Raw genomic sequence first — 22,157 nt, 5'->3', positions numbered from 1 at the left:
ATCTATGATAAGATTTTCTATGAAATCGCTTACATTAATATATATGGAAGGAAGTGGTGTTGCGAATCTGCCCCAATAAGGAATTGCTTCGACTACTAGAAATACAGACAAGCAGTATGTAGGTATGTAGTGACAAAAAATTTCAGGAGGTAGATTATGTTTAAATTTAACAAGAAAATCGTGACTGTAATTATGGCAGCTACAATGAGTTTCAGCTTGTTTGCAGCAACCTCGAGTGCAGCGACAGACTATTGGCAAAATTGGACCGATGGTGGCGGGACAGTAAATGCTACTAATGGATCTGGTGGGAATTACAGTGTTACATGGTCAAATACTGGTAACTTTGTTGTTGGTAAAGGTTGGAATACTGGATCTCCATCTAGGACAATAAACTACAATGCAGGCGTCTGGGCACCATCCGGGAATGGGTATTTAACTCTTTATGGGTGGACGAGAAACTCCCTCATAGAATATTACGTCGTTGATAGCTGGGGCACTTATAGACCTACTGGAACCTATAAAGGTACCGTGACCAGTGATGGAGGCACATATGATATATATACGACTACGAGAACGAACGCCCCTTCTATTGATGGTACGGCAACCTTCACACAGTTTTGGAGTGTAAGACAATCCAAGCGAGCAACTGGAAGCAATGTTGCGATCACTTTTGCCAACCACGTTAATGCTTGGAAAAGTTACGGAATGAATCTGGGCAGCAGTTGGTCTTATCAGGTGTTAGCGACAGAAGGATATCAAAGTAGCGGGAGCTCAAACGTAACAGTATGGTAACTTGAGCATCGGACCAGCTCAGGCATCTCCAGCTTATTAAAATAACTATTAATCACTATCATTGCTAAGGTTGTCGGTCCACAGCCGGCAGCCTTAGATCATTCTAGATCATTCAACAATGATACTTAACTACATACCAGTGGTTGGAAAGGAGATATATCCATGAGAAAACTATTAATTTCTCTTTTAATAGTAGTTGTTATCAGCGCTTGTTCGCAAGAAAAGCCTGAACATAAGGATACTTATGTATTAGTCAAAGGCGGGACTTTCATTAACACAAATTCCAACTACAAAAGTACAACTATATCAAATTTCTATATCGGCCAATATGAAGTGACTCAGAAAGAGTGGGTTGAAATAATGGGAAGCAACCCTTCAGCATTCAAAGGCGACAACTTGCCAGTAGAAATGGTTAATTGGTATGACGTAATAGATTACTGTAATAAAAGAAGTATAAAAGAGGGGTTCAAACCCTATTACAATATAGATAAAAATAAAAAAGATCCGAATAATAAGAGTGATAACGATAATTTAAAATGGACAGTAACGCTCAATGCAGGAGCTAATGGTTACCGATTGCCTACTGAAGCAGAGTGGGAATATGCTGCAAGTGGAGGACAGTTGAGCAAAAGTTACACCTACAGTGGAAGCAATAAAGCAGATGAAGTAGCATGGTATTGGCAAAATGCTGGAGACAAATACTTATCAGGAGATTGGAACTGGCCGATCATAGAAAACAACCACAACAAAACAAAATCTATCGGTGGCAAAAAACCTAATGAGCTAGGTCTTTACGATATGTCAGGGAATGTAAGGGAATGGTGTTGGAACTGGTACGGAGATATAGATAGTAAGAGCGGTTCTTTCCGGGTTGTAAAGGGTGGCGGGTGGATCGGCGGTATCAGCAACAACGAGATTTCTTTTCGGGGAAAGTTCGAAGCGAATGGTATGGGTCCTGATCAAGGTTTTCGAGTAATTCGTGGTGAGTAGAGGGGAATAAGACATACCAAGTATAATCGGAAAAAGCTGAAAAGGGTTTGATTAATAAACAAGCTTTGCGCTCGAATATAACCAAACCCCAATATGTATGTTTGCTATATTTCTTCGATCATTTGGATTAGTTTTGACAAAGCACTAGAAAAAACCGCGTTCCGGCGATACACAAACCATACCTGCAAATCTCGATATCCTTCAGGCAGACGGTGGGAAGTAATTACTCCCGCCTCTTCAGCCTTGGAAATCGAAGATTGGGGCAGCATAGACACGCCGAGTCCAGCGGTAACCCCACTTAGAATTACATCTAACGTTCCGTATTCCATAATCTTATAAGAGCTCATCCCGCTTTCATTTAGGAAACTCTCAGCTTTGGCGCGATGTGTACATCCAACGTCGAAAAACAACATTGGCTTTGTAAGCAATTCGCGCATATCGCTCTTACCTGGTTGTGAGATAAGCACCAGCTCCTCTTCGAAAGCAACAACATGTTCTATATCAGGCTGGTCAATGGGCCCATAAACAAAGGCTCCATCTAGTTGGTAATCAAGCACCTTTTGTAAGAGTTTATGCGTTTCTCCCGTTATAAGCGATAGATTAACCTCGGGATATCGTAAGTGATATTCGGTTAGCAGAGGCGTTAGATGAGTAGCCGCTGTTGTTTCGATGGAACCTAAACGGAGCGGACCAGCAGGGTGCTCAGAGTATTGTGTGGTTATCACAGCCTCGTCCATTAGTAATAATATTTTTTCTGTATATACCAGTAAGTTCTCACCTGCCGGCGTTAACGTCATCCCTCGATTGGATCGACGAAATAGGGGGATTTTCAGCTGAGCTTCTAGATACTGAATCCGGTTCATCACATTTGATTGGACATAATTCAAGACTTGAGCAGCCTTCGTTATGCTACCCTCGCGAGCAACCGCTTGAAATATTCTCAAATCTCCACTTTCCATTTCCTTTGCACCTTCTTGGTATGATGATTTATGATAGTCACCTTCAGTTTTGATCATTTTACTGGATTACACCCACTATGTAAAATTTATTATAGATTCATTAATAACAACTTGAGGAAGGGGCTTAGATGATGAAAGCCATTATACATGCTGGAGAAGGTGGCCTGAAGGGCTTGAACTATAAAGAGATTATGGATAAAAGACCGGGGATTGGAGAAGTGAAGGTTAGGTTAAAGGCTGCAGGGCTAAACCACAGGGACTTGTTTATCATGGATGCCAGAACAAAACAGGATGTTCCTTTGATTATTGGTTCTGATGGTGCGGGGAGAATTGAAGCAATAGGTGAAGGTGTGCTTGATCATAATGTAGGTGAAGATGTCATCATTAATCCGTGCATCGGATGGGAACATACCGATAATGTTTCAAACGTTCCAGCTATTGTAGGGGGACCTTCAGAAGGCACATTCGCTGAGTCAATCATCATTCCTGCGCAAAATGCCATCAGCAAGCCAGCTTACCTGTCATGGGAAGAAGCCGGCGTGCTGCCCTTATCTGCCTTAACAGCCTATCGGGCGCTATTCACTAGAGGCCGCTTAAAGAAAGGTGAACATGTTCTTATACCTGGCATTGGTGGTGGGGTTGCGACTTATGCCATGATGATGGCTTCAGCGGTGGGTGCACGTATCAGTGTCACTTCACGCAGTGAAACGAAAAGACAAGCTGCACTCGCTCATGGAGCTGATCATGCGTTCGACAGTCATAGCAACTGGAAGGAAAGCATGAAAGGAGACACCGTTCATCTCATCCTCGACAGCATTGGGCCTGCGACGTTCCCACATTACTTTGATATTATTAAACCCAATGGACGTATTGTTACGTTTGGTGCAAGTTCAGGAGATCGAATCGAAATCCCGACGCGAGCCATATTTTTCCCGCAAATTAGTATCATAGGTAGCTCAATGGGAAGTAGTGAAGAGTTTGCGGATATGCTTCAGTTTATGGAACACCATTCGATTCGACCTATCATTGATCGAGTGTATCCTTTACAAGACACAGTTCAAGCCTTTCACCGAATGCAGCAGGGAGAACAATTTGGTAATATCGCGATAAGAATAGAATGAGCGGAGTCCCTTATAACTGGAATTCAAATGCCGAATATATCAATTTCGGAGACAGGAAACCACTTTTTCGAAGCCACATCTTTAAAAAATACTTGAATAGTGTAGGTGCCCTTTGTAGTAAAGGAATATGTATACTCATTGGTTTTGAACCAAAAGTTTTCTTCGCTGTTCTTAATTTGTTGAGCATCAATGGTTTCTGTTTTATCCGCAGGATCGGTGATCACAACCTTAATATCTGAAATTTCTGTTTTTAAATGATCCACCTGTAATAGAGTCGAAAATGCAAAACGTGACGGGCTTTTTACTTTACCAAAAATCTCTCCGTTATTATCGAGCATAACCATGTTTATATTAGGCTTGTAGATTCGAACGGTTTTACCTGATTCATCCAAGGCGAATAGTGCAAATAAATCTTTAGACAACTGTTCAGTCGTCAAGGAAATCGAACCTTCGGACAATATTGCGGGCTGTTTTTGAAGCACATTATTCAAATATAATGATACTTCAGATGAGCCAGCTGCAGCATAAATCACGGTTCCCGGTAAAATCATGATGCAAAATCCTAAAAGAATCAGCTTCCTTATTTTTCTCAATGATTTTCCCTCCTATAGAGCTTTATGTTAATTATACCCATAAGATGGAAGATAGTTTCTTTTACACAATTAATAAAATATAAGAAGGTCAGTAGAGGGAAATACCCTTACCTGACCTTCTTGGTGTTAAATGAGAGAGTTATTATTTGAACCGTCTAATGGTAAATTGAAAAGCTGTTCCTTTTCCCGGTTTGCTTGTAACCGATATTTTTTCTCCCAGACCATTTACAATTTCCTCGGCGATAGCAAGCCCAAGACCACTTCCTTTTTCATTATGGGACTGTTCGCTTTTGTAAAATCTTTCAAAGATATAAGGGAGGTGCTCTTTTGCAATGCCGGGTCCATTGTCTGATATCTGCACAGTTACAACCCTCGAATGCACAATAGCATCAAAAGTTATTTTCCCATCCTCCTGAACGTATTTCATGGCGTTATCCATCAAAATATTGACTAATTGCAACACTTTATCTTTATTAGAAAAAACATCTGGAAGGTTTCTGGCGTTATCTGTAATCTCAAATACAATGCCCATTTCATCGGACAAGGAAGAGTATTTAGACTCAATAAGCATGACTAATTCCTGAGTATCTATTTTTTCTTTATTCCAAGTTTCTTTTTTATTTTGCATTCTTGATAATTCCAGTACATCATAAATCAATCGTTGCAATCGCGCACATTCGGATAAAATAATTCCATAGTATTTATTTGTTTTTTCTTCATCTTGAATCATTCCATCTGCCAGCGTCTCCGTTAAAGCTCTGATAGAGGCAATGGGAGATTTCAGCTCATGGCTAATATTCGCTATATAATCCCGACGAGTCTTTTCAAGCTGCTTCATCTCCTTTAGATAGGAGGATATAAAGAAGCTGATTATTAGTGTGCCTAACAAAAGGGTACCTGTAAAAACGTAATAGAAGCCATTCAATACCGCCTGAAATTCACTACCAGGTTCTAATAAAAAGACGACTCCGACCGCTTGTTTATCCTGAATAATAGGTGCGCCTACGACAATGGATTTACTCGGAAACCCATTAATATTTTTAATCGCAGCGAATTTATTGTACTTAATTACTTCGGGAATATAATCTATAAGGGCATCCTTGAATTCTTCCGATGTAACATTGAAAAAAAGATGCTTATTTTCGTCACCAGGTGAAAGGTCATTTCCCTCTAAATCATACACCTTCATAAGATACGGTTTAAAACCTCGAATGCTCATCTCATTTTGTGCCATTTCAGCAGCTATAGCAGAGGCCTGAGGCAGCATATCTTTTAATTTATAATTCAAAAAAAGCTGTTTAATAATCAAGGTTCCTCCAAGTTGTCCTAAAATGAAACAAAAGAGGATGGCCAGATATATCACTTTTTTGTTGGAAGTTACTTTTTTCATGTGGAAGTCTCCATTTTGTAGCCCATCCCATAAACAGACTTGATTTCAAATCCCAAATTCTTTTCAGGCAGTTTTTTTCTCATTCTTTTAATGAGATTATCAACGGCTCTTGTATCACCGAAATAATCATAACCCCAGACCTTATTTAAGATTTGTTCTCTTGAAAGCACCTTGTTTTTATTAATTGTAAAATAGATAAGCAATTCGATCTCTTTAGGTGTAAATTCCATTCGTGATCCATTAATTTTGATATTAAAAGCATTTCGGTCAATCTTCATTTCTCCCAGCGTCAGGATGGCGTCTTCACTTGGAAAGGTGTAATGAGTGCGTTTTAAAATGGTTTTTACTCTTGTAACGACCTCCCGGGGGGAGAACGGTTTTGTAATATAGTCATCTGCACCAATTTCCAAGCCTAATATGCGGTCAGTTTCCTCACCTTTTGCGCTCAGCATTATAATCGGGACGTTACTAGTCAAGCGAATCTTACGGCAGACCTCTGTCCCAAAAAGTCCAGGCAGCATAATATCTAGAATTATGAGATCAAAATGCTGATCTTCCAATTTGTAAAGAACTTCCTCACCATTGTATACGGATTCATATTCCATATTTTCCGCCTGTAAATAAGCAGATATGCTCTCATGTACAGCTATATTGTCATCACAAATTAGTATGTTCACTTTACCCTGCATAGCTACCACCTTTATTCCGATATCTTGGACCTTATTGTATGTAAATTGTCTAAAAGGAGCAAGGAAGACTGCATGTTCGTGAGGGAAATAATCGCATTCTACATGGAATGGAAAGAGACCGATTGAAGGATCGGCCTCTTGTAACCAGAATAAGTTACTGTTCTATTATTTATTACTGTCCTTATAGATGTTAGAAGTATCTATACTTATGGTGTGCGTTCCAGCATCCCATTCCAAATTAAAATCAAGTGATTTTGCAATATCCCTCAGCTTAAAATACTCACTACCGCCGATATTATAGCCCGTTACTGAAATCTCTTGTCCGTTCAAAGTTATCTTAGTGGCTGTCATAACACCGGTCTTTGAACTAGTATTTACAGATGCTGAAAGTTCAATGCCCGTCGGAGTGTACGTTTTGTCAGATGTAATGTTTAAAGTATTCGTATTTTCATCCGATGTCACTTCAAACTGTTGTGTAGTGTTGTTTACAACCATAGCAATGTCCCGTAATTTAAAATAGTTGCTGCCGTCGATATTGTACGCGTTAACAGATATCTTGTTACCATTCACCAACAATGATGATTTGGAAGGAATGGCAGCTGCGGATGCTTTTGGCGAAGTAGCACTAACCTTGTCCGCCCAAGCAAAAAGCTCATCCAGATCGTAATCTCCGCTGTGTGGAATATCCCAAGCCATTGCAAAGTCAACGTTTGAACCTTTGTTCTCAAGCTCTGTTGCCAATATAGTAGAAACAGCGAGGGAAGTATCACTATCCTTGGTTCCCATCCGAATCCGCCAATTATTTGTAGTGGTTGTTCCCTCAGTGCTGATATAGTTCATTGGATTCATCATTTTCACTAGATTCTGGTCAGCAAGTGTTCCCCCCGCTGTATCATGCTCCAAACCGAACTGAGTAAAATGCTGGGCAGCGACATTCGCTGTGCCGAATAGATCGTTTTCACCATTGCTCAGGTCTAAACCGTCAAAGGCTCCAGGCAGTTTCATTCTGCCCAAGTATGCGAGATATTGATCATAGTCGATATCCGTAACAGTGCCATTTTCAATGGTGATCCAGGTTTTGTCGGACAGATCTGTACCCGATTTTAACGCTTTTTGCGCTGAAGCGATCACAAAAGCTTTGATGTAATCTTTAAAGGTGCCATTGCCGTCCGCATCCATCTTCAAAGCTGTTCCGTCAGTATTCGTAAGTCCTAGACTATTGACGTATTCAGGGAACATAGCTTCCAGTTCGTTAGATACCTGAATCTGATCCTCCGTCAATGTTCCTTCTACCAACGTTCTTTCCATGTTAAAATCCGTATTTCCGGAGAAATCAAGTTTTTCATAAGTGTTAATTCCGTTGAATTGCCACTCATAAGCTGCATCTGCGTTATCTAGATTCGTAATCGGCGTGTAGGCCGAAACGGCAAAAACGTCGTCACGCTCATCAGCTGCTCCGATCGCTTCCAAATAAGGCTCATATTCCGCATTGTTGCCGGTAGCACCCAGTAATGCGGAGAGCGCGCCGCCAGCACTTGTGCCGTTAGAGATGATCTTCTCGGCGTCACCAGGCATAATGTCGTCGTTAAAGCGAAGGTAGCGGACAGCCGCCTTCAGATCTACGATAGCTGCGGGTGCCTTACCAGTGTAAACACCTTTTTCGTCCTTTGTAGTTCTACCGCGAGCGCCTGGAGATGCGACCACATAACCTTTGGACAGGGCAACTGCGATAGCACTGGGAGATTCAGATGAAGGTGTTCCTGCGTTTTCGTCTTTACCCGCAGCGGGTTTATTCAATTCCGTTCCTGTATCGGCGCCTGGGGCTGCTGCGGATTCCTTGTCTGTTTTCGGAGCGCCGTTCTGTGGACCTGCCCCCATACCCATTCCTTTACCTGTTTCAGTACTACCTGGCTGAGCAGGCATATACCCGCCAACCTGGTTTGGGAAGAAGATAGGTGCGGTATCGGCGGTGTAACTACCGATCGACTTACCCTGGAAGTATTCCTCAGGGACATAGACGTTCATAGTTTCATAATTAATATCTACAGGGTTCTTTACATAAACGATATTCTCATATGCCCGATAAGTGACGGATTGACCATCCACCGTTATGGTCTTTGTAGTATAGTTAGTCGCATTGAATTTCAAGCTATACTCGCTGTTAGTTGCTGCACTTGCAGATCCTGTAGCGAAAGAGAGGCTCATCAGAGAACATGTGAGGATAGGGGCAATCCATTTTTTAAGTTTCATTTCGTATCTCCTTTTTCTAAAAATAGTAGATAATCTCATCAGTCTCTTTTGTACTAATCTGAATGATCCAGTGTCATATACCAACTCCTTCTTTTAAGGCCAACAAACGTTATCAATTAACTCTACTCAGGAGCTCGGATAAGAATGTAACAAAACATTGTGGCATAAAAATAGCATTGGTACTGGATTTCATTTGACAGTAGAGATGAGTTTGGTAAAATTTACATAGGTTATATCAATAGGAGGTTAGCAATGGATATCGCCATTGAGTTAATTGAAAGTATGTTGGTTAAATTTAGATCGGAAAAGAAATGGACGCTCCAAGCAATCGAGCAATGTACCCAAGAGGATATTACATGGTCCCCAACCGTGGAAAGTAACAGTATTGCAAATTTAGTTGCTCATATTAGCGGGGCAGTACACTCACGAATTGAAACCATTCTTTTAGATATTCCTGATACAAGAGATAGAGAGAGGGAGTTTGAAAGAGGTCTAGAAATGACAAAAGAACAAGCTATAACCATGACCAGGGATGCTTTTGATATTATTATCCAATACCTTGAACGGCTCCAATCTAACCCGGAGTTATTGATGTCACAACCCTTTCTTAATTTGCCACCCCTTACATATAGCCAAGTAAATAACGAGACCACTGCTCTTAATCTCATGATAGCGATGGTGAGAGAAGTCCATTATCATACAGGCCAAATCATCTATGCAGCAAAAATAAGAAAGGGACAGCTTGTATGGCAATAATAGTTTAACTAGAGGAACGCTGCATACACTAACAAAGGACTGCCAAGAGGCAGTCCTTTGTTCACTCTAACTAGAATCCCCTCACACTGCTAGGGGTTACTTTTTTATGCTTTTTGAAGGTGCGGCTGAAATAGTAGATATCGCTGAAGCCAGTAGTGGTAGCGATTTCAGAAATCGTTAGCTGGGTATGGCGGAGCAAATAATCTGCACGGTCTAAACGGACAGCATTTACATATTCCGATATCGTATGCCCAGTTAGTTCCTTAAAGAGACGGCTGAAATGGAAGCGGCTTAGCCCCGTTAGCGCCGCAAGTTCGTCAACTTGAATCGGTTCTTGGTAATGGGTATCGATATATCGCAAAACAGGTGCGAAGCGTTCAACGGTCTGAATACGCCTCTCTTGCTCAGCTTGTGAGAGTACGGTGACGATATGTCTGCGCAACAACAGCGTTAACAGGCGGTATAGCTCGGACTTGACGGCCAGCTCGTAACCAAATTCGCGACGTTCCAGTTCCCGAATAATCGCCAAAGCACAGTCAGTAATATGCTGATCCCCCCGGATATGGTTACGTAACAGCAGCTGGTTCCGCTGAATCGGGGCGATGAACTTGGTTTCGGCAGCGTCGCTTACCGCACTATGCAGCAAAGAAGTATCTGCAATAATCGCATAATACAATAAATCAGAAGAAGCGCTTACCCCATAATGCAGCTCGTTGCTGTTCACAGCAACTAAATCGCCAGCCCGAACGTTGATCGGTGTTCGTCCGCACTCAAAAACAGCCTCACCACTCTCAATAAATATAAACTCAAGATGCTCATGCCAATGATGTGGGAACAACATAACTCCTTCTTGGTGGAAACGCTGGGTATGTACTTTAATCGGAAACTCGGGATCCGGCATGTCCATGGGTTCCTGTAGATGTTTATCATAGTCCAACATTTATAGACTGCACCTCCTATAGCACAATTGTACAAATGAAACCGCAAGGCTCTGCATGGTGTTTAGGGTTGAAATCATTATAATACGAATCATAACCTATGCAAAATAAAGGAGCGAGTGTTAATGGATAAGATCAAAATTGGCGTAATAGGTACGGGCTCTATCTCCGGCATGCACTTAAGTGCTTATCGGAATAATCCGCAGACAACCATATATGCGGTATGTGATCTGAATGAAGAACGTGCACGCGAAGTTGCTACAGAATATAACGTCGAGAAGGTATACACGGATTATCGTGAATTACTGGCCAATTCCGAAATAGATGCAGTCAGCATCTGCACATGGAACAACTCTCATGCCGAGATCAGCATCGCGGCGCTTGAGGCAGGCAAGCATGTGCTTGTGGAAAAGCCGCTTTGCCGTACGGTTGAAGAAGCGCTTCAGGTCCAGCAAGCTGTGGAAAAGAGCGGCAAGATTTTGCAAGTAGGCTTTGTACGACGTTATGACTCCAATGCCCAGCTCCTTCAGACGTTGGTGGAACAAGGAGAATTCGGCGAAATCTATTATGCAAAAGCAACGACGTTCCGGAGACTAGGCAATCCCGGCGGCTGGTTCAGTGATATTGAACGCTCCGGCGGCGGACCGCTGATCGATATTGGTGTCCATGTGATTGATCTATGCTGGTATTTGATGGGCCGTCCGAATCCAGTATCGGTAAGTGCTAATACCTACCGGAAGCTCGGCAATCGTTCTAATATTAAGAATCTCTCATTCTATAAAGCCGCCGATTACGACGCAGCGAACAATACGGTGGAAGATTTAGCGAATGCACTGATTCGCTTTGAGAATGGAGCTTCGCTAATGGTCGATGTCAGCTTTACACTGCATGCCAAAGAAGACGAGCGTTCGGTACGCCTGTATGGTGACAAGGGTGGTTTTGAAATTGATCCTGAGATAGTCATTGTTAAAGAACAGGCGGATACGATCGTCAATACCTATCCGCAGACCGATAATAAGGGGTTTGAGTTCAACAGTGCATTCCAGAATGAAATTAATCATTTTGCGAGCAACATCAGTACCGGCTCTACACCAATTAGTCCTGTGCAAGACGGCGTTACAATCATGAAGATACTCGGCGCGATCTATGAATCCGCAGCCAAAGGTGAAGAGGTGAAACTATGAAGTTAGGAATCAGCACTTACAGTTTGCATTCGGCTTTTTCAACGGGTGAGCTCACGCTTGAAGGAGTCATTGAGACGATCGCCGATCTGGGCGCAGAACATGCGGAGATTGTACCTTTGGGTATCAATTTGGTTGAAAATCCTGAGCTAATAGATCAGATTGTACGAACAGCAGCGGGTCGTGGACTAGAGTTATCCAATTATGCTATCGGGGCGAACTTTGCCGGGCTGGAGACAGCGGAAATGCAGCGGGAAGTCGAGCGGGTAAAGCGGGAAGTAGACGTGTGCGCGGCATTAGGCATTCAGCGGATGCGGCATGATGTAGCCTCCTCAAACGATCTATCCATCACGCATTTTTTGGAAGAGCTTCCACGTTTGGCTGAAGCCTGCCGAGAAATTGCCGATTATGCCGCAGGTTTAGGCATTACGACCAGTGTGGAGAATCATGGATACTTTATTCAGCACAGCGATCGTGTACAGGCGCTGGTTCATGCGGTGGGTAGAGACAACTTCCGTACAACACTCGACATTGGGAACTTCCTGTGCGCAGATGAGAACCCGCTAATAGCTGTACCTAACAACATCAAGCTTGCTTCAATGGTGCATTTCAAAGATTTCTATATTCGTCCGCAAGACCGCCAGCCTGGCGAAGGTTGGTTCCAATCCTCCGGTGGGAACTGGTTGAGAGGTGCCATCGTTGGTCAAGGAGACATCGATATGCCGAGTGTAATTCGAATCGTTAAGGAAAGCGGTTACGATGGATATATCTCTGTAGAATTTGAGGGAATGGAAGAGTGCCGTAAGGGAACAAGACTGGGGCTGGAATACATCAAGCGGGTTTGGAACCAAATCTAATTCATTATACTGGAGGATTATGCCATGGTTAAACCAATTATCACTAATAAAATCGGTGTTATCGTAGACAGCTTTCAGGTTGGAGTGAAAGAGGGATTGCGCAAGGCAAATGAAGCTGGGGCAGATGGAGTTCAGATTTATGCGGTACAAGGCGAATTTGATCCCGCTACTCTCTCTCAGTCAGCACGCCGTGAATGGAAGGATTACATTGCATCGCTGGGTTTAGAAATCTCTGCCCTCGTTGGAGATTTAGGCGGACATGGCTTTCAGGACCCTGCCCAGAACCGTGCCAAAATTGAAAAGTCCAAGCGCATTATGGAGCTGGCCAAGGAGCTAGGTACAGATATCGTAACTACACATATCGGTATTGTTCCTTCTAACCCTGCCAGTAAAATCTATGAAACCATGCACATTGCCTGTGAGGAACTTAGCAGATATGCACATGAGATGAATTCTTATTTTGCGATTGAGACTGGGCCAGAACCCGCTGCACGTCTGAAGACGTTCCTCGACGGTCTGGGTTCCAGAGGGGTTTCCGTTAATTTTGATCCGGCCAATATGGTCATGGTGACTGGTGATGATCCGGTGCAAGGTGTTCATACTCTAAAAGACTACATTGTACACACCCATGCTAAAGATGGTCTCAAGCTTGCCGATATCGATCCTCGCGATGTTTACGGTCAATATGGTTATGAAGCACCAGCATTAGACCATGAGAAAATCGCTGAAATGGCCGAGACCGGCTCGGCATTCCGTGAAGTTCCGCTCGGAGCGGGTTCTGTTGATTGGAACAACTATCTGCAAGCACTGAACGACATCGGTTATACAGGATTCCTGACCATAGAACGGGAAGTTGGCACTAATCCGGAGGAAGATATCCGCCAGGCTGTGAATTTTTTAAAGGGTTTTCGGGTCTGAACACGGTAGTGATAAAGAATAAATAGTTCATTCAAACAGTCCCTGTGAAAAAAGATCCTACATCCATTGGGACTGTTTGTGTTATAGATTGTGCGGGAAAGACCTAGGACGGTAATGTTCTGAATTTGGAAAGAAGGTGTGACGATGACAGCAGAACGTTTGCTCCTCCGCCGGGCGAAAGTCCTGAATGGAGCGGAAGTGGACATTGTCATAGCTGATGGCAACGTAGTCCAGATTGTTCCCGGAGGCACCGCCGAAGACCATGGTTTCAAGGTCGTGGAAGCCAATGGGGCGTATGTCTCTAGCGGCTGGATCGACTTGCATGTACATGCGTTTGCAGAATTGAATCCGTATGGAGACGAGATCGATGAAATCGGAATCAAATGTGGCGTGACTACCCTCGTGGACGCAGGTAGCTGCGGAGCGGAGCGTATTGGTGAGCTGGCAGAGGCGGGGAAAAAGTCAGCAACGCAACTGCTTGCTTTTCTTAACATTTCAAAGATTGGCCTGATGCGAATTGACGAGTTGTCCCAATTAGAGTGGATTGATCATGAAAAGGTGCTTCAGGCGGTAGTTGCTTATCCTGAATTTATCGTAGGCTTGAAGGCCAGAATCAGCAAAAGCGTAGTGGGTGACAATGGCATTCAACCGCTTCAACATGCACTGGAGCTTTCGGAAAAGACCGGGCTGCCACTGATGGTACATATAGGCTCTGCACCGCCGGATATCCGTGAAGTTTTACCGCTACTTCAACGCAACGACGTGATAACCCATTATCTAAATGGTAAAAGCAACAATTTGTTCGATAAGGAGAATCGACCGCTCCAAGTGCTGAGAGATGCTATTGAGCGTGGAGTTCACTTGGATGTGGGACATGGTACGGCTAGCTTCTCGTTCGCTGTGGCCGAGGCGGCCAAACAAAACGGTATTGATCCGGATACGATCAGCACAGACATATACAGAGGCAACCGTATCAATGGTCCCGTCTACTCCATGGCGAATCTGTTGAACAAATTCCTTGCACTGGGATATTCCCTTGAAGATACAATTGCACGGGTGACAAGCAGAGCAGCCCAGTGGCTGGGACGCCCGGAACTTGGGGAGATTCGGATCAATAACAAGGCGAATCTGACCCTTTTTCGTGTGACGGATAAGAAGATTGAACTGGTAGATTCTGAGGGGGAACGCCGGGTAGCACAGCAAACCATTCAAGCAATAGGAGTGATCATAGGTGACAAATACATGGAATGCGAAATACGGCCTGAAAAGAGTTATTAATGCAAGCGGCCGGATGAGCATCCTCGGGGTATCGGCACCGACCGATACGGTGATGGAAGCTATGCGTCAAGGCGGACAGAGTTATGTGGAAATCGCCGATTTGGTGGATAAAGCGGGGGATTATGTTGCACGTCATACAAGTTCTGAAGCAGCGGTGATCGTGAACTCGGCTTCCAGTGGAATTGCTTTATCCGTGGCGGCGCTGGTAACCCGCGGTAATATTCGTACAAGTCTGCGGCTCCATCAGGATAGCATTGTTAGAAATGAAATTGTAATGCTAAAAGGTCATAACGTACAATACGGTGCACCAGTGGAAACCATGGTTTATCTCGGCGGTGGTAAAGTAGTGGAAGCAGGTTATGCCAATGAAGGACGGGCGGAGCATTTGGCTGCTGCGATCTCGGATCAGACTGCGGCTATCTTGTATGTCAAATCTCATCATGCCGTTCAGAAGAATATGATCTCTGTAGAGGAAGCTTGGGCTGTGGCCCAAACGCATAACGTCCCGCTTATTGTAGATGCTGCAGCGGAAGAGGATCTGCAGAAATACGTGCAAATATCCGATCTGGTCATTTATAGTGGCTCCAAAGCCATAGAAGGTCCAACATCCGGACTTGTGGCGGGAAAACGTCTTTATATTGAATGGCTGAAAGTGCAGCTTCACGGCATTGGACGCAGCATGAAGGTTGGTAAGGAAACATCCTTCGGCCTGATGCAAGCGTTGGATGAATATGCTCACAAACAGGATACAAGCGAAAAGGAAAAAGCTACGCTCCAATTGCTGATGCCGCTCGATGGGCTTCCCGGAATTCGGGTAACTATCGTGCAGGATGAAGCAGGCCGGGCGATTTACCGTGGACGCATCCATGTGGACCCGAATCAGTGCGCAATAACAGCACTTGAGCTATCCCAGCAGCTTCAACAAGGTGAAGTGGCTATTTACACTAGAGACTATGGGGTAAGGCAAGGTTATTTTGATATTGACCCGCGTCCGCTAATGGGTGATGACATAGAAATGATTACAGCGAGGATAAGGGAATTGACAGGAGGGGCAAGCAATGTCTGAAATTAACAAGCGGTTCTATAAAGGTCGGGTGGCCTTAAACGTATTGGCTAAGGATATAGAAAATGCCAAAGAGGTATTTGCTGCTGCCGAAGGTTATGTACTGGTCGGTGTATTGTCCAAAGACTATGCAACGGTAGAAGAAGCTGTGCAGGCGATGGAGGCATATGGGCGGGAAATTGATGGTGCGGTATCAATAGGACTAGGCGCGGGTGATAATCGGCAAGCTGCTGTTGTTGCAGAGATTGTCAAATCCTATGCTGGCAGCCACATTAATCAGGTATTCCCAGCAGTTGGTGCGACCCGTGCTAACCTTGGAGCGAAAGATAGTTGGATTAACAGCATGATCGCACCAACGGGACAACCTGGTTTTGTGAATATCTCCACCGGCCCGGCCAGTGCGGCACAATCTGTACCCGCTGTAATTCCCGTAAATGCAGCCATTGCATTGGTTCGGGATATGGGCGGAAATGCTTTAAAGTATTTTCCGATGCAGGGGCTGAGTCGTAAAGCGGAGCTAATCGCTGTGGCCAAAGCCTGTGCGGAAGAGGGTTTTGCGCTGGAGCCGACCGGCGGTATCGATCTGGACAACTTTGAAGAGATCTTGTCCATTATATTGGAAGCAGGAGTGCCGCAGGTGATTCCCCATGTCTATACATCGATCATCGATCCGCAGAGCGGAGCAACGAGAGTGGCGGACATACAACAGCTGTATCGGACGATGAAAAAGCTGGCGGATCAATATGCCTAAACATATCGCCGCTTTTGGTGAAATAATGATGCGGCTACAGGTACCGGGCTTTGAACTGTTATCTCAGGGTAACCTGCTGAAGTATTCGTTCTCCGGCACCGGAGTCAATGTACTGTCCGCATTGTCCCGATACGGACATCGGGGGACTTTGGTGTCCAGACTGCCTGCGAATCCTATTGGTGACGCAGCAACAGCCTATCTTCGGCGACTGGGCATCCAGCCGGAGCATATCCAACGCGGGGGCTCAAGTATAGGGATGTACTTTCTTGAAAACGGATTCGGGGCTCGCCCCTCCCGAGTGACTTATTCCGGTCGCCCGGAGAGCAGCTTCAATACTGCTCCTCCGGGTACTTATCCATTCGCAGAGCTGGCAGACCTCGCGGATGCTGTTCATTTCTGCGGGATAACACTGGCAATGAACGATGATGTGCGAAAAGCGATGAAAACTTATGCAAAAACGGTTAAGCAACACGGTGGTCTAGTCGTTTTTGACTGCAATTACCGCCCATCGCTCTGGGGGGAGAGAGGCTATGAGCTGGCGCGCTCCCATTACGAAGACATGCTGCATTTGGCCGACATCGTGCTGATGAATGAAAAAGACGCAATGCTAATCCTTGGTATGAAGCCCGAAGGAACTTCAAGAGAAGAACAACTTCAGGAGCTGATTCCCACAGTAGCTTCACGCTACAGTCTAAGTACGGTAGCAGGAACGCATCGGTCCATCCATGATGATAACCGCCATTCATTGCGCGGTTATATCTTCAAATCCGGTCGCTTCGCATATTCCGAGACCTTAAGCTTTCCGGTGCTTGATAGAGTCGGGGCTGGAGATGCTTATGCCAGTGGTATAATTCATGGTGAGCTGGAAGGTTTTGATCCTCAGCATACTGTAGCCTTTGCGGCCGCGGCCGGAATGCTAGCCCACACAGTAGAAGGAGACTCTCCGCTGGCCTCCGAGCAAGAAGTTATTGGTGTACTGACGGGTGCTGTAAAAGATATAATGAGATAAAGAAGAAGCTGCCTTACAGGAGAACAGGCCTGTGCGGTGGCTTTTTTTATCGCTACAAACACTGTACTTTTGTTCAGGCCAAGAATCAGATCCAATGGTTACAGGCTAGATTTGGCTTAATTAGATCTTTTTAAATAGGTGTAAAATCTCATTTTTTGCAACTTTATCCTCTATCCGGCGTCAAAGAAGAGAGAATAAGAAGGGGGAGCCTATATGAAAAAGTTAAATCTACTAGCCCTTTTAGCAGTTATTTCAATAATCTTTGTTGGATGTGCCAATACAGGGAGTAAAGATAAAGCGAATAAAAAGCTAATCGATCTGAGTTCTGTGGACTCCATTACAATCCATAATGATAGCGGCGGATTAATAACCATAACGGACCAAAAGCTAATAGAACGTTTCAATAAAGCTATACATACTGCTGAGTATGACAACGCGAAGCTTGATATTGCAGCACCTGATTATGAGGTTACTGTTGAATTGAAGAGTAAAGAAAACGAAAAATTCTCATTCTGGATTATGGGCAATAATAATGGTCTTTTCACCAAATCAGGAGTAAATGGGCATTACAAGTTATCTGAAACGGATAAGGCTGCTTTGCTTACCTTATTTCAATCAACTGAACAACAAGTAGAATCAGATAATCTAAAATTAGATGAGACCATCAAGCGAATCACATTAGCAAACGCTCTAGCACATGGTTCAGTGAATGCTAACATAAAGGATGAATACACAGATCATGAAACCATAGATACTTTCGTCCGAGCCATCCGTACTGCTGAACAAATACCAGGGAATTTAAATACCGCAACGCCTAACTACGATATCGTTCTAATTTCAGATAATAATAAATATGCCTTTCATTTATGGATTAACGAGACAAGCGAGCAAGGCATGTTAATGAATGTGAACAAAACGGATACAGGCTACACACTTACTAAGGAATCAACTGCCGAGTTAAAGAAGATTCTGTTCTCGGAAGCAAAATTTAATGGTTTGGAGTTTAATACAGAACGGAACTCTATTGGAGATCTGGTGGCCAAACCGGTTGGCCTATCCGAAAATAACTATCTGTTAAACGGTGGAGCAGTAGTTGAACTGCAAGGGATCTCTTATCATACCATTCATCTTTTCTATGGCGACCATAATGCTGTCAACGCTTTATTAGCCCATGATCCTGCTACGGATGAGGTAAAGGTGAAATGGAGTGACGAGCTCAACGATTCCAATAATCTATGGAATAATGCTTTTATGAGCAACTATAATATGCTAATCCCGCTGGATGAGGATCATCTATTATTTCTGGAATCGGATGTGACGAAAAAAGCTGGGCAATATCATTTGTCCTCATATAATGTTCTTACAGGAAAGATTGAACGACTTCGGGAAAACTTCTGGCCGCTTTCTGATGATTATGATTACATTTATAAATTTCAATGGAAAGCTGATGAGCAAAAATTGTTTATGCAGAGTTATCTCGGCAATGTATGGATCTTTGATCTGAAAACGGGAAAGGACGATGTCCATCTTCTGAAATATCGCGTAATCCCACATTCGACGACCGGGGCGCCATCCCTGTTCCTCTCACCAACTTTTAAAAGATTTGTACATGATGATGAGAGCGGCGAATTAACCTTTTACGATAATAAAGGAGTTTCTCTTCGTACTGTTCCGTTACCACAAGAGCAATATGTACCTTCTGAGAAAATAAAGTGGAACCCCGCGGGCACGATTGCCTGGATGGATTCAGCAGAGATCAACGAAAACCGAATTCTTGACATCGATATCGATTATCTGAAAATAGCTGCACAAAAAATTAATTTTTATAATCAGGATGGTCATTCCATCGGCTCCATTAAGACTGAAGGCAACCATGAAGATACAGCTATTGAAGTTGTGGGGTGGATGGACGCTAATGTAGCCGTGATAAAATCCTATACTGTAGAACTTATACACAAGGATAATGTAGGGCTTAATGTTAAGGATGTTTCTTATTATCTCTATGATGTAAAAAAGAAGCAGAAGGGGGCAAGCTTTTCGTCCATCCCTTCCCGTGCTATCGTTACTACAGATCTTCGAATGGGCGATGCCGATAATACGGGGGAAATCACTGTGAGTTTTAAAGAAATCACTTATAAAAAAGAAAAATAAATAAGCCTCGGGAGTTCACCGTAACGATCACACAAGATCATTGGGGAAGCTTTCCGAGGCTTCTTTTTATATTTAAAAGACAAATATTTAAGAATTCTCGAATTCTATATTTGTCCCGCTGTAGAACGGACGGAGGACAGCAGGTCTAGCCGGAAGCCTTGTACTAGAGTGTCACCGTTCATAAGATCGGTCTCATATGCACGATTAAAGCCTAAGCGCTGGTACAGTTTGATGGCTGAAGACATCATTTCCGAGGTGTGCAGGTTCAAGGTGGTGGCACCCAACTGTAGTGATCTCCGTGCAGCATCGCGAATCAGAAGGGTTGCAACGCCAAGACCACGAGCGGATGGAGATACGGCTAGCAGACGTAGGATCGGGGAGTGAATCCCGAGCTCCGGTTTCCCGTAAGCCGTTTCCGAGGAGCTGAACAAGAGTGCGCTACCAACGATTTTCTTGTCGATTTCAGCGATGATCCGTACGAGCGGGGTATCACCATGAACGGAATCAAGAAGCGATTTCCGATACTCCAGCCACAACGGCTCAGGCATGATCTCCGAATATTGGTGGTATGCATCTAACAGCACTTCGGCGATAGCATTACGATCTTTATTCTCAGCTTCACGGATAATGATCTTTTGTGACATGTTTTCGCTATCCCCTTTCAGACAAATGTAATGTTCATTCGAATGAAATTATTATATATGATAATTCCCAGTGGAATAAGAGGTGTTTTATAATTCTGATATAGGAATAGAAAAGTTCTATATGAAATAAACATAACGTTTGATTCAAAATCCGATTGATTTACACGGAATTAATTGTTGACAAAAAATAGGGCGATGACTAAGATATAAACAAAATCTATAGGAAAGCATCGCTATAATTCATTGTTTTTTCATCGGAATAGTAAAATTAATAAAAGCATAGGGGGATTAGGGATGAACATTGAAAATATTGAGGCCTTTGTCTACATCAATCATTATGGAAGCTTCAATAAAGCGGCCGAAGTCCTATATATCTCACAGCCGACAGTAACGGCCCGGATCCAATCGCTAGAAAGGGAACTGGATTGCAAAGTGTTTGATCGGTTGGGGAAGCAGATTAACCTGACGGATAAAGGTAAACAGTTTCTACCCTATGCGCAGCAGATTCTTCAGATTTATCAGAACGGTAAATATCAGGTTCAGGCTAAGGGGCACATTCCAAATGAACTGAGAATCGGCAGTACGGTCTCGGTTTCCAATTATTTAATGCCCCATCTGATGCTTCATTTAAAGCGCAGATATCCTCATATCACAATCAAGCTTATGACAGCTTCTACGGAAGTATTGACTGAAAAGTTAAAATCGAAAGAGCTTGATTTGGCTTTTATCCGTAAGGTCGTAAATCCGGCAATTCAAACCTTTCCATTCTGCGAGGACCCCATCTCACTGTATGTACATGAGGGACACCGCTTTGCTAAAGCACAGCGGGCTTCACTGGAGGATATCCGCCAGGAGACGTTGGTTTTTTTTGAATGCGGATCTTTGGATTGGATGCGGCTGCATCGTGTATTTGAGAGTATGGAACAGCCACCGAAGATTGAATATCAGGTAGATAACCTGGAGACAGCCAAAAAGCTGGTATTGAAAAAAGCAGGCATCTGTTTCCTTCCCGCCCTCAGTGTGCAAGAGGAAGTGGCGACGGGGTCGCTGATCCGGGTGGATATTGCGGAGACGGAAGGCATCTCCTTGCGAACCAGCCTGATTTCACTGAATGGAGAGAACGCAGAATTCATCGAAACCTTGCTTGAACTGGGGATTGGTAAAGTGGGAGATCGACTAATTGTATAGATGTATTAAAAAACTCTATTAGCGCGTGGACACATGCAGTGATAAAGTTAATTGCATATAATCACGACTATTTCGATAGGGATTATTAAATTAATTTCCGAAAGGCTGGAGGGCATGTGATGAGTGAGGTATTCAGGCTAGCAGAACTGAAGGATGCGGAGCAATTGCTAGATGTTACATATCGTGCCTATCAGCTGATTCGTGAACTCGGGCTGCATTGGCCGGCGGCCACAGCCGACTTGGCGCTTATTGAAGACAATATAGCTACGAATGAGTGTTATGTGCTTGAAGTTGACGGAACGATAGTTGCAACCATAACCCTTTCAAAGGAAGAAGAGATTAAGAAGATTAGCCCACTGCCTTTTATCAAATGGTTTGCTGCTCATCCAGATTACAGTAACAAAGGTTATGGTGGAAAACTTTTGGATTGGGTTGAAGAGAACATTATTGCTGGACAGTTACGTTCGGCTGCAGTCACGCTGGCAACGGCGAAGAAACATCCGTGGTTGGTTCAAATGTATGAACGCCGGGGGTACGAACGGTTTTTAGAACTGGATCAGCAGAACGGTGACGGCATTATGTATCTGATGAAAAAAACACTTACAGACAAACCACAGTTCATTCAAAGGGGATAAAACA

At 43.8% G+C, this 22,157-nt stretch carries 21 protein-coding genes; 14 read left to right on the top strand and 7 right to left on the bottom strand.

What is annotated here, in order from left to right; genetic code table 11:
- Positions 1 to 156: 156 nt before the first annotated feature.
- Together MHH63_RS12975 and MHH63_RS12970 are read left to right on the top strand one after the other, a co-directional pair.
- Positions 157 to 792: a glycoside hydrolase family 11 protein gene (locus MHH63_RS12975; protein WP_076190353.1), complete on the top strand. Its 636-nt coding sequence runs from the start codon at positions 157 to 159 to the stop codon at positions 790 to 792.
- A 162-nt stretch (positions 793 to 954) separates the two neighbouring features.
- Complete coding sequence (locus MHH63_RS12970) at positions 955 to 1,782, top strand: formylglycine-generating enzyme family protein (protein ID WP_076125583.1); 828 nt, start codon at positions 955 to 957, stop codon at positions 1,780 to 1,782.
- A gap of 104 nt (positions 1,783 to 1,886) precedes the next feature.
- Here the strand turns inward: MHH63_RS12970 and MHH63_RS12965 are convergent, their stop codons facing one another.
- A complete protein-coding gene (locus MHH63_RS12965; protein WP_341172004.1) occupies positions 1,887 to 2,741 on the bottom strand; it encodes a LysR family transcriptional regulator in 855 nt (284 codons plus the stop codon).
- A gap of 131 nt (positions 2,742 to 2,872) precedes the next feature.
- Here MHH63_RS12965 and MHH63_RS12960 point away from each other — a divergent pair, with 131 nt between their 5' ends.
- Complete coding sequence (locus tag MHH63_RS12960) at positions 2,873 to 3,862, top strand: zinc-binding dehydrogenase (RefSeq protein ID WP_076307893.1); 990 nt, start codon at positions 2,873 to 2,875, stop codon at positions 3,860 to 3,862.
- Between the two features lie 23 nt (positions 3,863 to 3,885).
- Here the strand turns inward: MHH63_RS12960 and MHH63_RS12955 are convergent, their stop codons facing one another.
- The 4 genes from MHH63_RS12955 to MHH63_RS12940 all read right to left on the bottom strand — a co-directional run bounded on the left by MHH63_RS12955 (position 3,886) and on the right by MHH63_RS12940 (position 8,784).
- A complete protein-coding gene (locus MHH63_RS12955) occupies positions 3,886 to 4,455 on the bottom strand; it encodes a hypothetical protein (RefSeq protein ID WP_076125581.1) in 570 nt (189 codons plus the stop codon).
- 142 nt (positions 4,456 to 4,597) lie between these two features.
- Positions 4,598 to 5,845 carry a sensor histidine kinase gene (locus tag MHH63_RS12950; protein WP_341171625.1) on the bottom strand — a complete coding sequence of 416 codons (1,248 nt, stop codon included), beginning with the start codon at positions 5,843 to 5,845 and terminating at the stop codon, positions 4,598 to 4,600.
- Positions 5,842 to 6,534, bottom strand: a complete 693-nt coding sequence (locus tag MHH63_RS12945) for a response regulator transcription factor (RefSeq protein ID WP_076184620.1) — start codon at positions 6,532 to 6,534, stop codon at positions 5,842 to 5,844. Before MHH63_RS12945 ends, MHH63_RS12950 begins: the two co-directional genes overlap by 4 nt.
- A gap of 165 nt (positions 6,535 to 6,699) precedes the next feature.
- Positions 6,700 to 8,784: a subtype B tannase gene (locus MHH63_RS12940; protein ID WP_217696526.1), complete on the bottom strand. Its 2,085-nt coding sequence runs from the start codon at positions 8,782 to 8,784 to the stop codon at positions 6,700 to 6,702.
- 252 nt (positions 8,785 to 9,036) lie between these two features.
- Here MHH63_RS12940 and MHH63_RS12935 point away from each other — a divergent pair, with 252 nt between their 5' ends.
- Complete coding sequence (locus tag MHH63_RS12935) at positions 9,037 to 9,540, top strand: DUF1572 family protein (protein ID WP_036677310.1); 504 nt, start codon at positions 9,037 to 9,039, stop codon at positions 9,538 to 9,540.
- Positions 9,541 to 9,610: 70 nt separating this feature from the next.
- On the opposite strand, the gene MHH63_RS12930 is transcribed toward MHH63_RS12935, so the two are convergent.
- On the bottom strand, positions 9,611 to 10,480 hold the full coding sequence (locus MHH63_RS12930) for a helix-turn-helix domain-containing protein (RefSeq protein ID WP_076125575.1): 870 nt from the start codon (positions 10,478 to 10,480) through the stop codon (positions 9,611 to 9,613).
- Between the two features lie 123 nt (positions 10,481 to 10,603).
- Here MHH63_RS12930 and MHH63_RS12925 point away from each other — a divergent pair, with 123 nt between their 5' ends.
- The 8 genes from MHH63_RS12925 (at position 10,604) to MHH63_RS12890 (ending at position 19,686) form a co-directional block, all read left to right on the top strand.
- On the top strand, positions 10,604 to 11,662 hold the full coding sequence (locus MHH63_RS12925; RefSeq protein WP_076125574.1) for a Gfo/Idh/MocA family protein: 1,059 nt from the start codon (positions 10,604 to 10,606) through the stop codon (positions 11,660 to 11,662).
- Positions 11,659 to 12,516 (top strand): sugar phosphate isomerase/epimerase family protein, encoded by an 858-nt coding sequence (locus tag MHH63_RS12920; RefSeq protein WP_076125572.1) that lies wholly within the window; start codon positions 11,659 to 11,661, stop codon positions 12,514 to 12,516. The genes MHH63_RS12925 and MHH63_RS12920 overlap by 4 nt, the downstream gene beginning before the upstream one ends.
- A gap of 24 nt (positions 12,517 to 12,540) precedes the next feature.
- Entirely contained in the window at positions 12,541 to 13,434 is an 894-nt protein-coding gene (locus tag MHH63_RS12915; RefSeq protein WP_076278486.1) for a sugar phosphate isomerase/epimerase family protein, read from the top strand.
- Positions 13,435 to 13,578: 144 nt separating this feature from the next.
- Positions 13,579 to 14,712, top strand: coding sequence for an amidohydrolase/deacetylase family metallohydrolase (locus tag MHH63_RS12910; protein ID WP_076125570.1), 1,134 nt, complete (start codon positions 13,579 to 13,581; stop codon positions 14,710 to 14,712).
- Positions 14,713 to 14,725: 13 nt separating this feature from the next.
- A complete protein-coding gene (locus MHH63_RS12905; protein ID WP_438269084.1) occupies positions 14,726 to 15,778 on the top strand; it encodes a DgaE family pyridoxal phosphate-dependent ammonia lyase in 1,053 nt (350 codons plus the stop codon).
- The gene (gene dagF, locus MHH63_RS12900; RefSeq protein ID WP_076276547.1) at positions 15,771 to 16,526 is read left to right on the top strand and encodes a 2-dehydro-3-deoxy-phosphogluconate aldolase; all 756 of its coding nucleotides are present in this window, start codon (positions 15,771 to 15,773) and stop codon (positions 16,524 to 16,526) included. The genes MHH63_RS12905 and dagF overlap by 8 nt, the downstream gene beginning before the upstream one ends.
- The gene (locus MHH63_RS12895) at positions 16,519 to 17,535 is read left to right on the top strand and encodes a sugar kinase (RefSeq protein WP_076309427.1); all 1,017 of its coding nucleotides are present in this window, start codon (positions 16,519 to 16,521) and stop codon (positions 17,533 to 17,535) included. Before dagF ends, MHH63_RS12895 begins: the two co-directional genes overlap by 8 nt.
- A gap of 213 nt (positions 17,536 to 17,748) precedes the next feature.
- Positions 17,749 to 19,686 (top strand): hypothetical protein, encoded by a 1,938-nt coding sequence (locus tag MHH63_RS12890; protein WP_076184628.1) that lies wholly within the window; start codon positions 17,749 to 17,751, stop codon positions 19,684 to 19,686.
- Positions 19,687 to 19,790: 104 nt separating this feature from the next.
- Here MHH63_RS12890 and MHH63_RS12885 read toward each other — a convergent pair whose 3' ends face one another.
- The gene (locus MHH63_RS12885; RefSeq protein ID WP_076309428.1) at positions 19,791 to 20,330 is read right to left on the bottom strand and encodes a GNAT family N-acetyltransferase; all 540 of its coding nucleotides are present in this window, start codon (positions 20,328 to 20,330) and stop codon (positions 19,791 to 19,793) included.
- Between the two features lie 294 nt (positions 20,331 to 20,624).
- On the opposite strand from MHH63_RS12885, the gene MHH63_RS12880 reads away from it, so the two are divergent.
- On the top strand, positions 20,625 to 21,518 hold the full coding sequence (locus tag MHH63_RS12880; RefSeq protein WP_076309429.1) for a LysR family transcriptional regulator: 894 nt from the start codon (positions 20,625 to 20,627) through the stop codon (positions 21,516 to 21,518).
- A 119-nt stretch (positions 21,519 to 21,637) separates the two neighbouring features.
- Positions 21,638 to 22,153, top strand: a complete 516-nt coding sequence (locus MHH63_RS12875) for a GNAT family N-acetyltransferase (RefSeq protein WP_076125558.1) — start codon at positions 21,638 to 21,640, stop codon at positions 22,151 to 22,153.
- The last annotated feature ends 4 nt before the right edge of the window (positions 22,154 to 22,157 follow it).

This window comes from Paenibacillus sp. FSL H3-0310 (assembly GCF_038002785.1).
Taxonomy (GTDB): domain Bacteria; phylum Bacillota; class Bacilli; order Paenibacillales; family Paenibacillaceae; genus Paenibacillus_AQ; species Paenibacillus_AQ odorifer.
This window is presented reverse-complemented; position numbering and strand designations above follow the sequence as displayed.

Bases quoted from the DNA above. Each gene is read 5' to 3' on its own strand.
- MHH63_RS12975 (WP_076190353.1), top strand. From the start codon at position 157: ATGTTTAAATTTAACAAGAAAATCGTGACTGTAATTATGGCAGCTACA.
- MHH63_RS12970 (WP_076125583.1), top strand. From the start codon at position 955: ATGAGAAAACTATTAATTTCTCTTTTAATAGTAGTTGTTATCAGCGCT.
- MHH63_RS12965 (WP_341172004.1), bottom strand. From the start codon at position 2,741: ATGGAAAGTGGAGATTTGAGAATATTTCAAGCGGTTGCTCGCGAGGGT.
- MHH63_RS12960 (WP_076307893.1), top strand. From the start codon at position 2,873: ATGAAAGCCATTATACATGCTGGAGAAGGTGGCCTGAAGGGCTTGAAC.
- MHH63_RS12950 (WP_341171625.1), bottom strand. From the start codon at position 5,845: ATGAAAAAAGTAACTTCCAACAAAAAAGTGATATATCTGGCCATCCTC.
- MHH63_RS12945 (WP_076184620.1), bottom strand. From the start codon at position 6,534: ATGCAGGGTAAAGTGAACATACTAATTTGTGATGACAATATAGCTGTA.
- MHH63_RS12940 (WP_217696526.1), bottom strand. From the start codon at position 8,784: ATGAAACTTAAAAAATGGATTGCCCCTATCCTCACATGTTCTCTGATG.
- MHH63_RS12935 (WP_036677310.1), top strand. From the start codon at position 9,037: ATGGATATCGCCATTGAGTTAATTGAAAGTATGTTGGTTAAATTTAGA.
- MHH63_RS12930 (WP_076125575.1), bottom strand. From the start codon at position 10,480: ATGTTGGACTATGATAAACATCTACAGGAACCCATGGACATGCCGGAT.
- MHH63_RS12925 (WP_076125574.1), top strand. From the start codon at position 10,604: ATGGATAAGATCAAAATTGGCGTAATAGGTACGGGCTCTATCTCCGGC.
- MHH63_RS12920 (WP_076125572.1), top strand. From the start codon at position 11,659: ATGAAGTTAGGAATCAGCACTTACAGTTTGCATTCGGCTTTTTCAACG.
- MHH63_RS12915 (WP_076278486.1), top strand. From the start codon at position 12,541: ATGGTTAAACCAATTATCACTAATAAAATCGGTGTTATCGTAGACAGC.
- MHH63_RS12910 (WP_076125570.1), top strand. From the start codon at position 13,579: ATGACAGCAGAACGTTTGCTCCTCCGCCGGGCGAAAGTCCTGAATGGA.
- MHH63_RS12905 (WP_438269084.1), top strand. From the start codon at position 14,726: ATGAGCATCCTCGGGGTATCGGCACCGACCGATACGGTGATGGAAGCT.
- dagF (WP_076276547.1), top strand. From the start codon at position 15,771: ATGTCTGAAATTAACAAGCGGTTCTATAAAGGTCGGGTGGCCTTAAAC.
- MHH63_RS12895 (WP_076309427.1), top strand. From the start codon at position 16,519: ATGCCTAAACATATCGCCGCTTTTGGTGAAATAATGATGCGGCTACAG.
- MHH63_RS12890 (WP_076184628.1), top strand. From the start codon at position 17,749: ATGAAAAAGTTAAATCTACTAGCCCTTTTAGCAGTTATTTCAATAATC.
- MHH63_RS12885 (WP_076309428.1), bottom strand. From the start codon at position 20,330: ATGTCACAAAAGATCATTATCCGTGAAGCTGAGAATAAAGATCGTAAT.
- MHH63_RS12880 (WP_076309429.1), top strand. From the start codon at position 20,625: ATGAACATTGAAAATATTGAGGCCTTTGTCTACATCAATCATTATGGA.
- MHH63_RS12875 (WP_076125558.1), top strand. From the start codon at position 21,638: ATGAGTGAGGTATTCAGGCTAGCAGAACTGAAGGATGCGGAGCAATTG.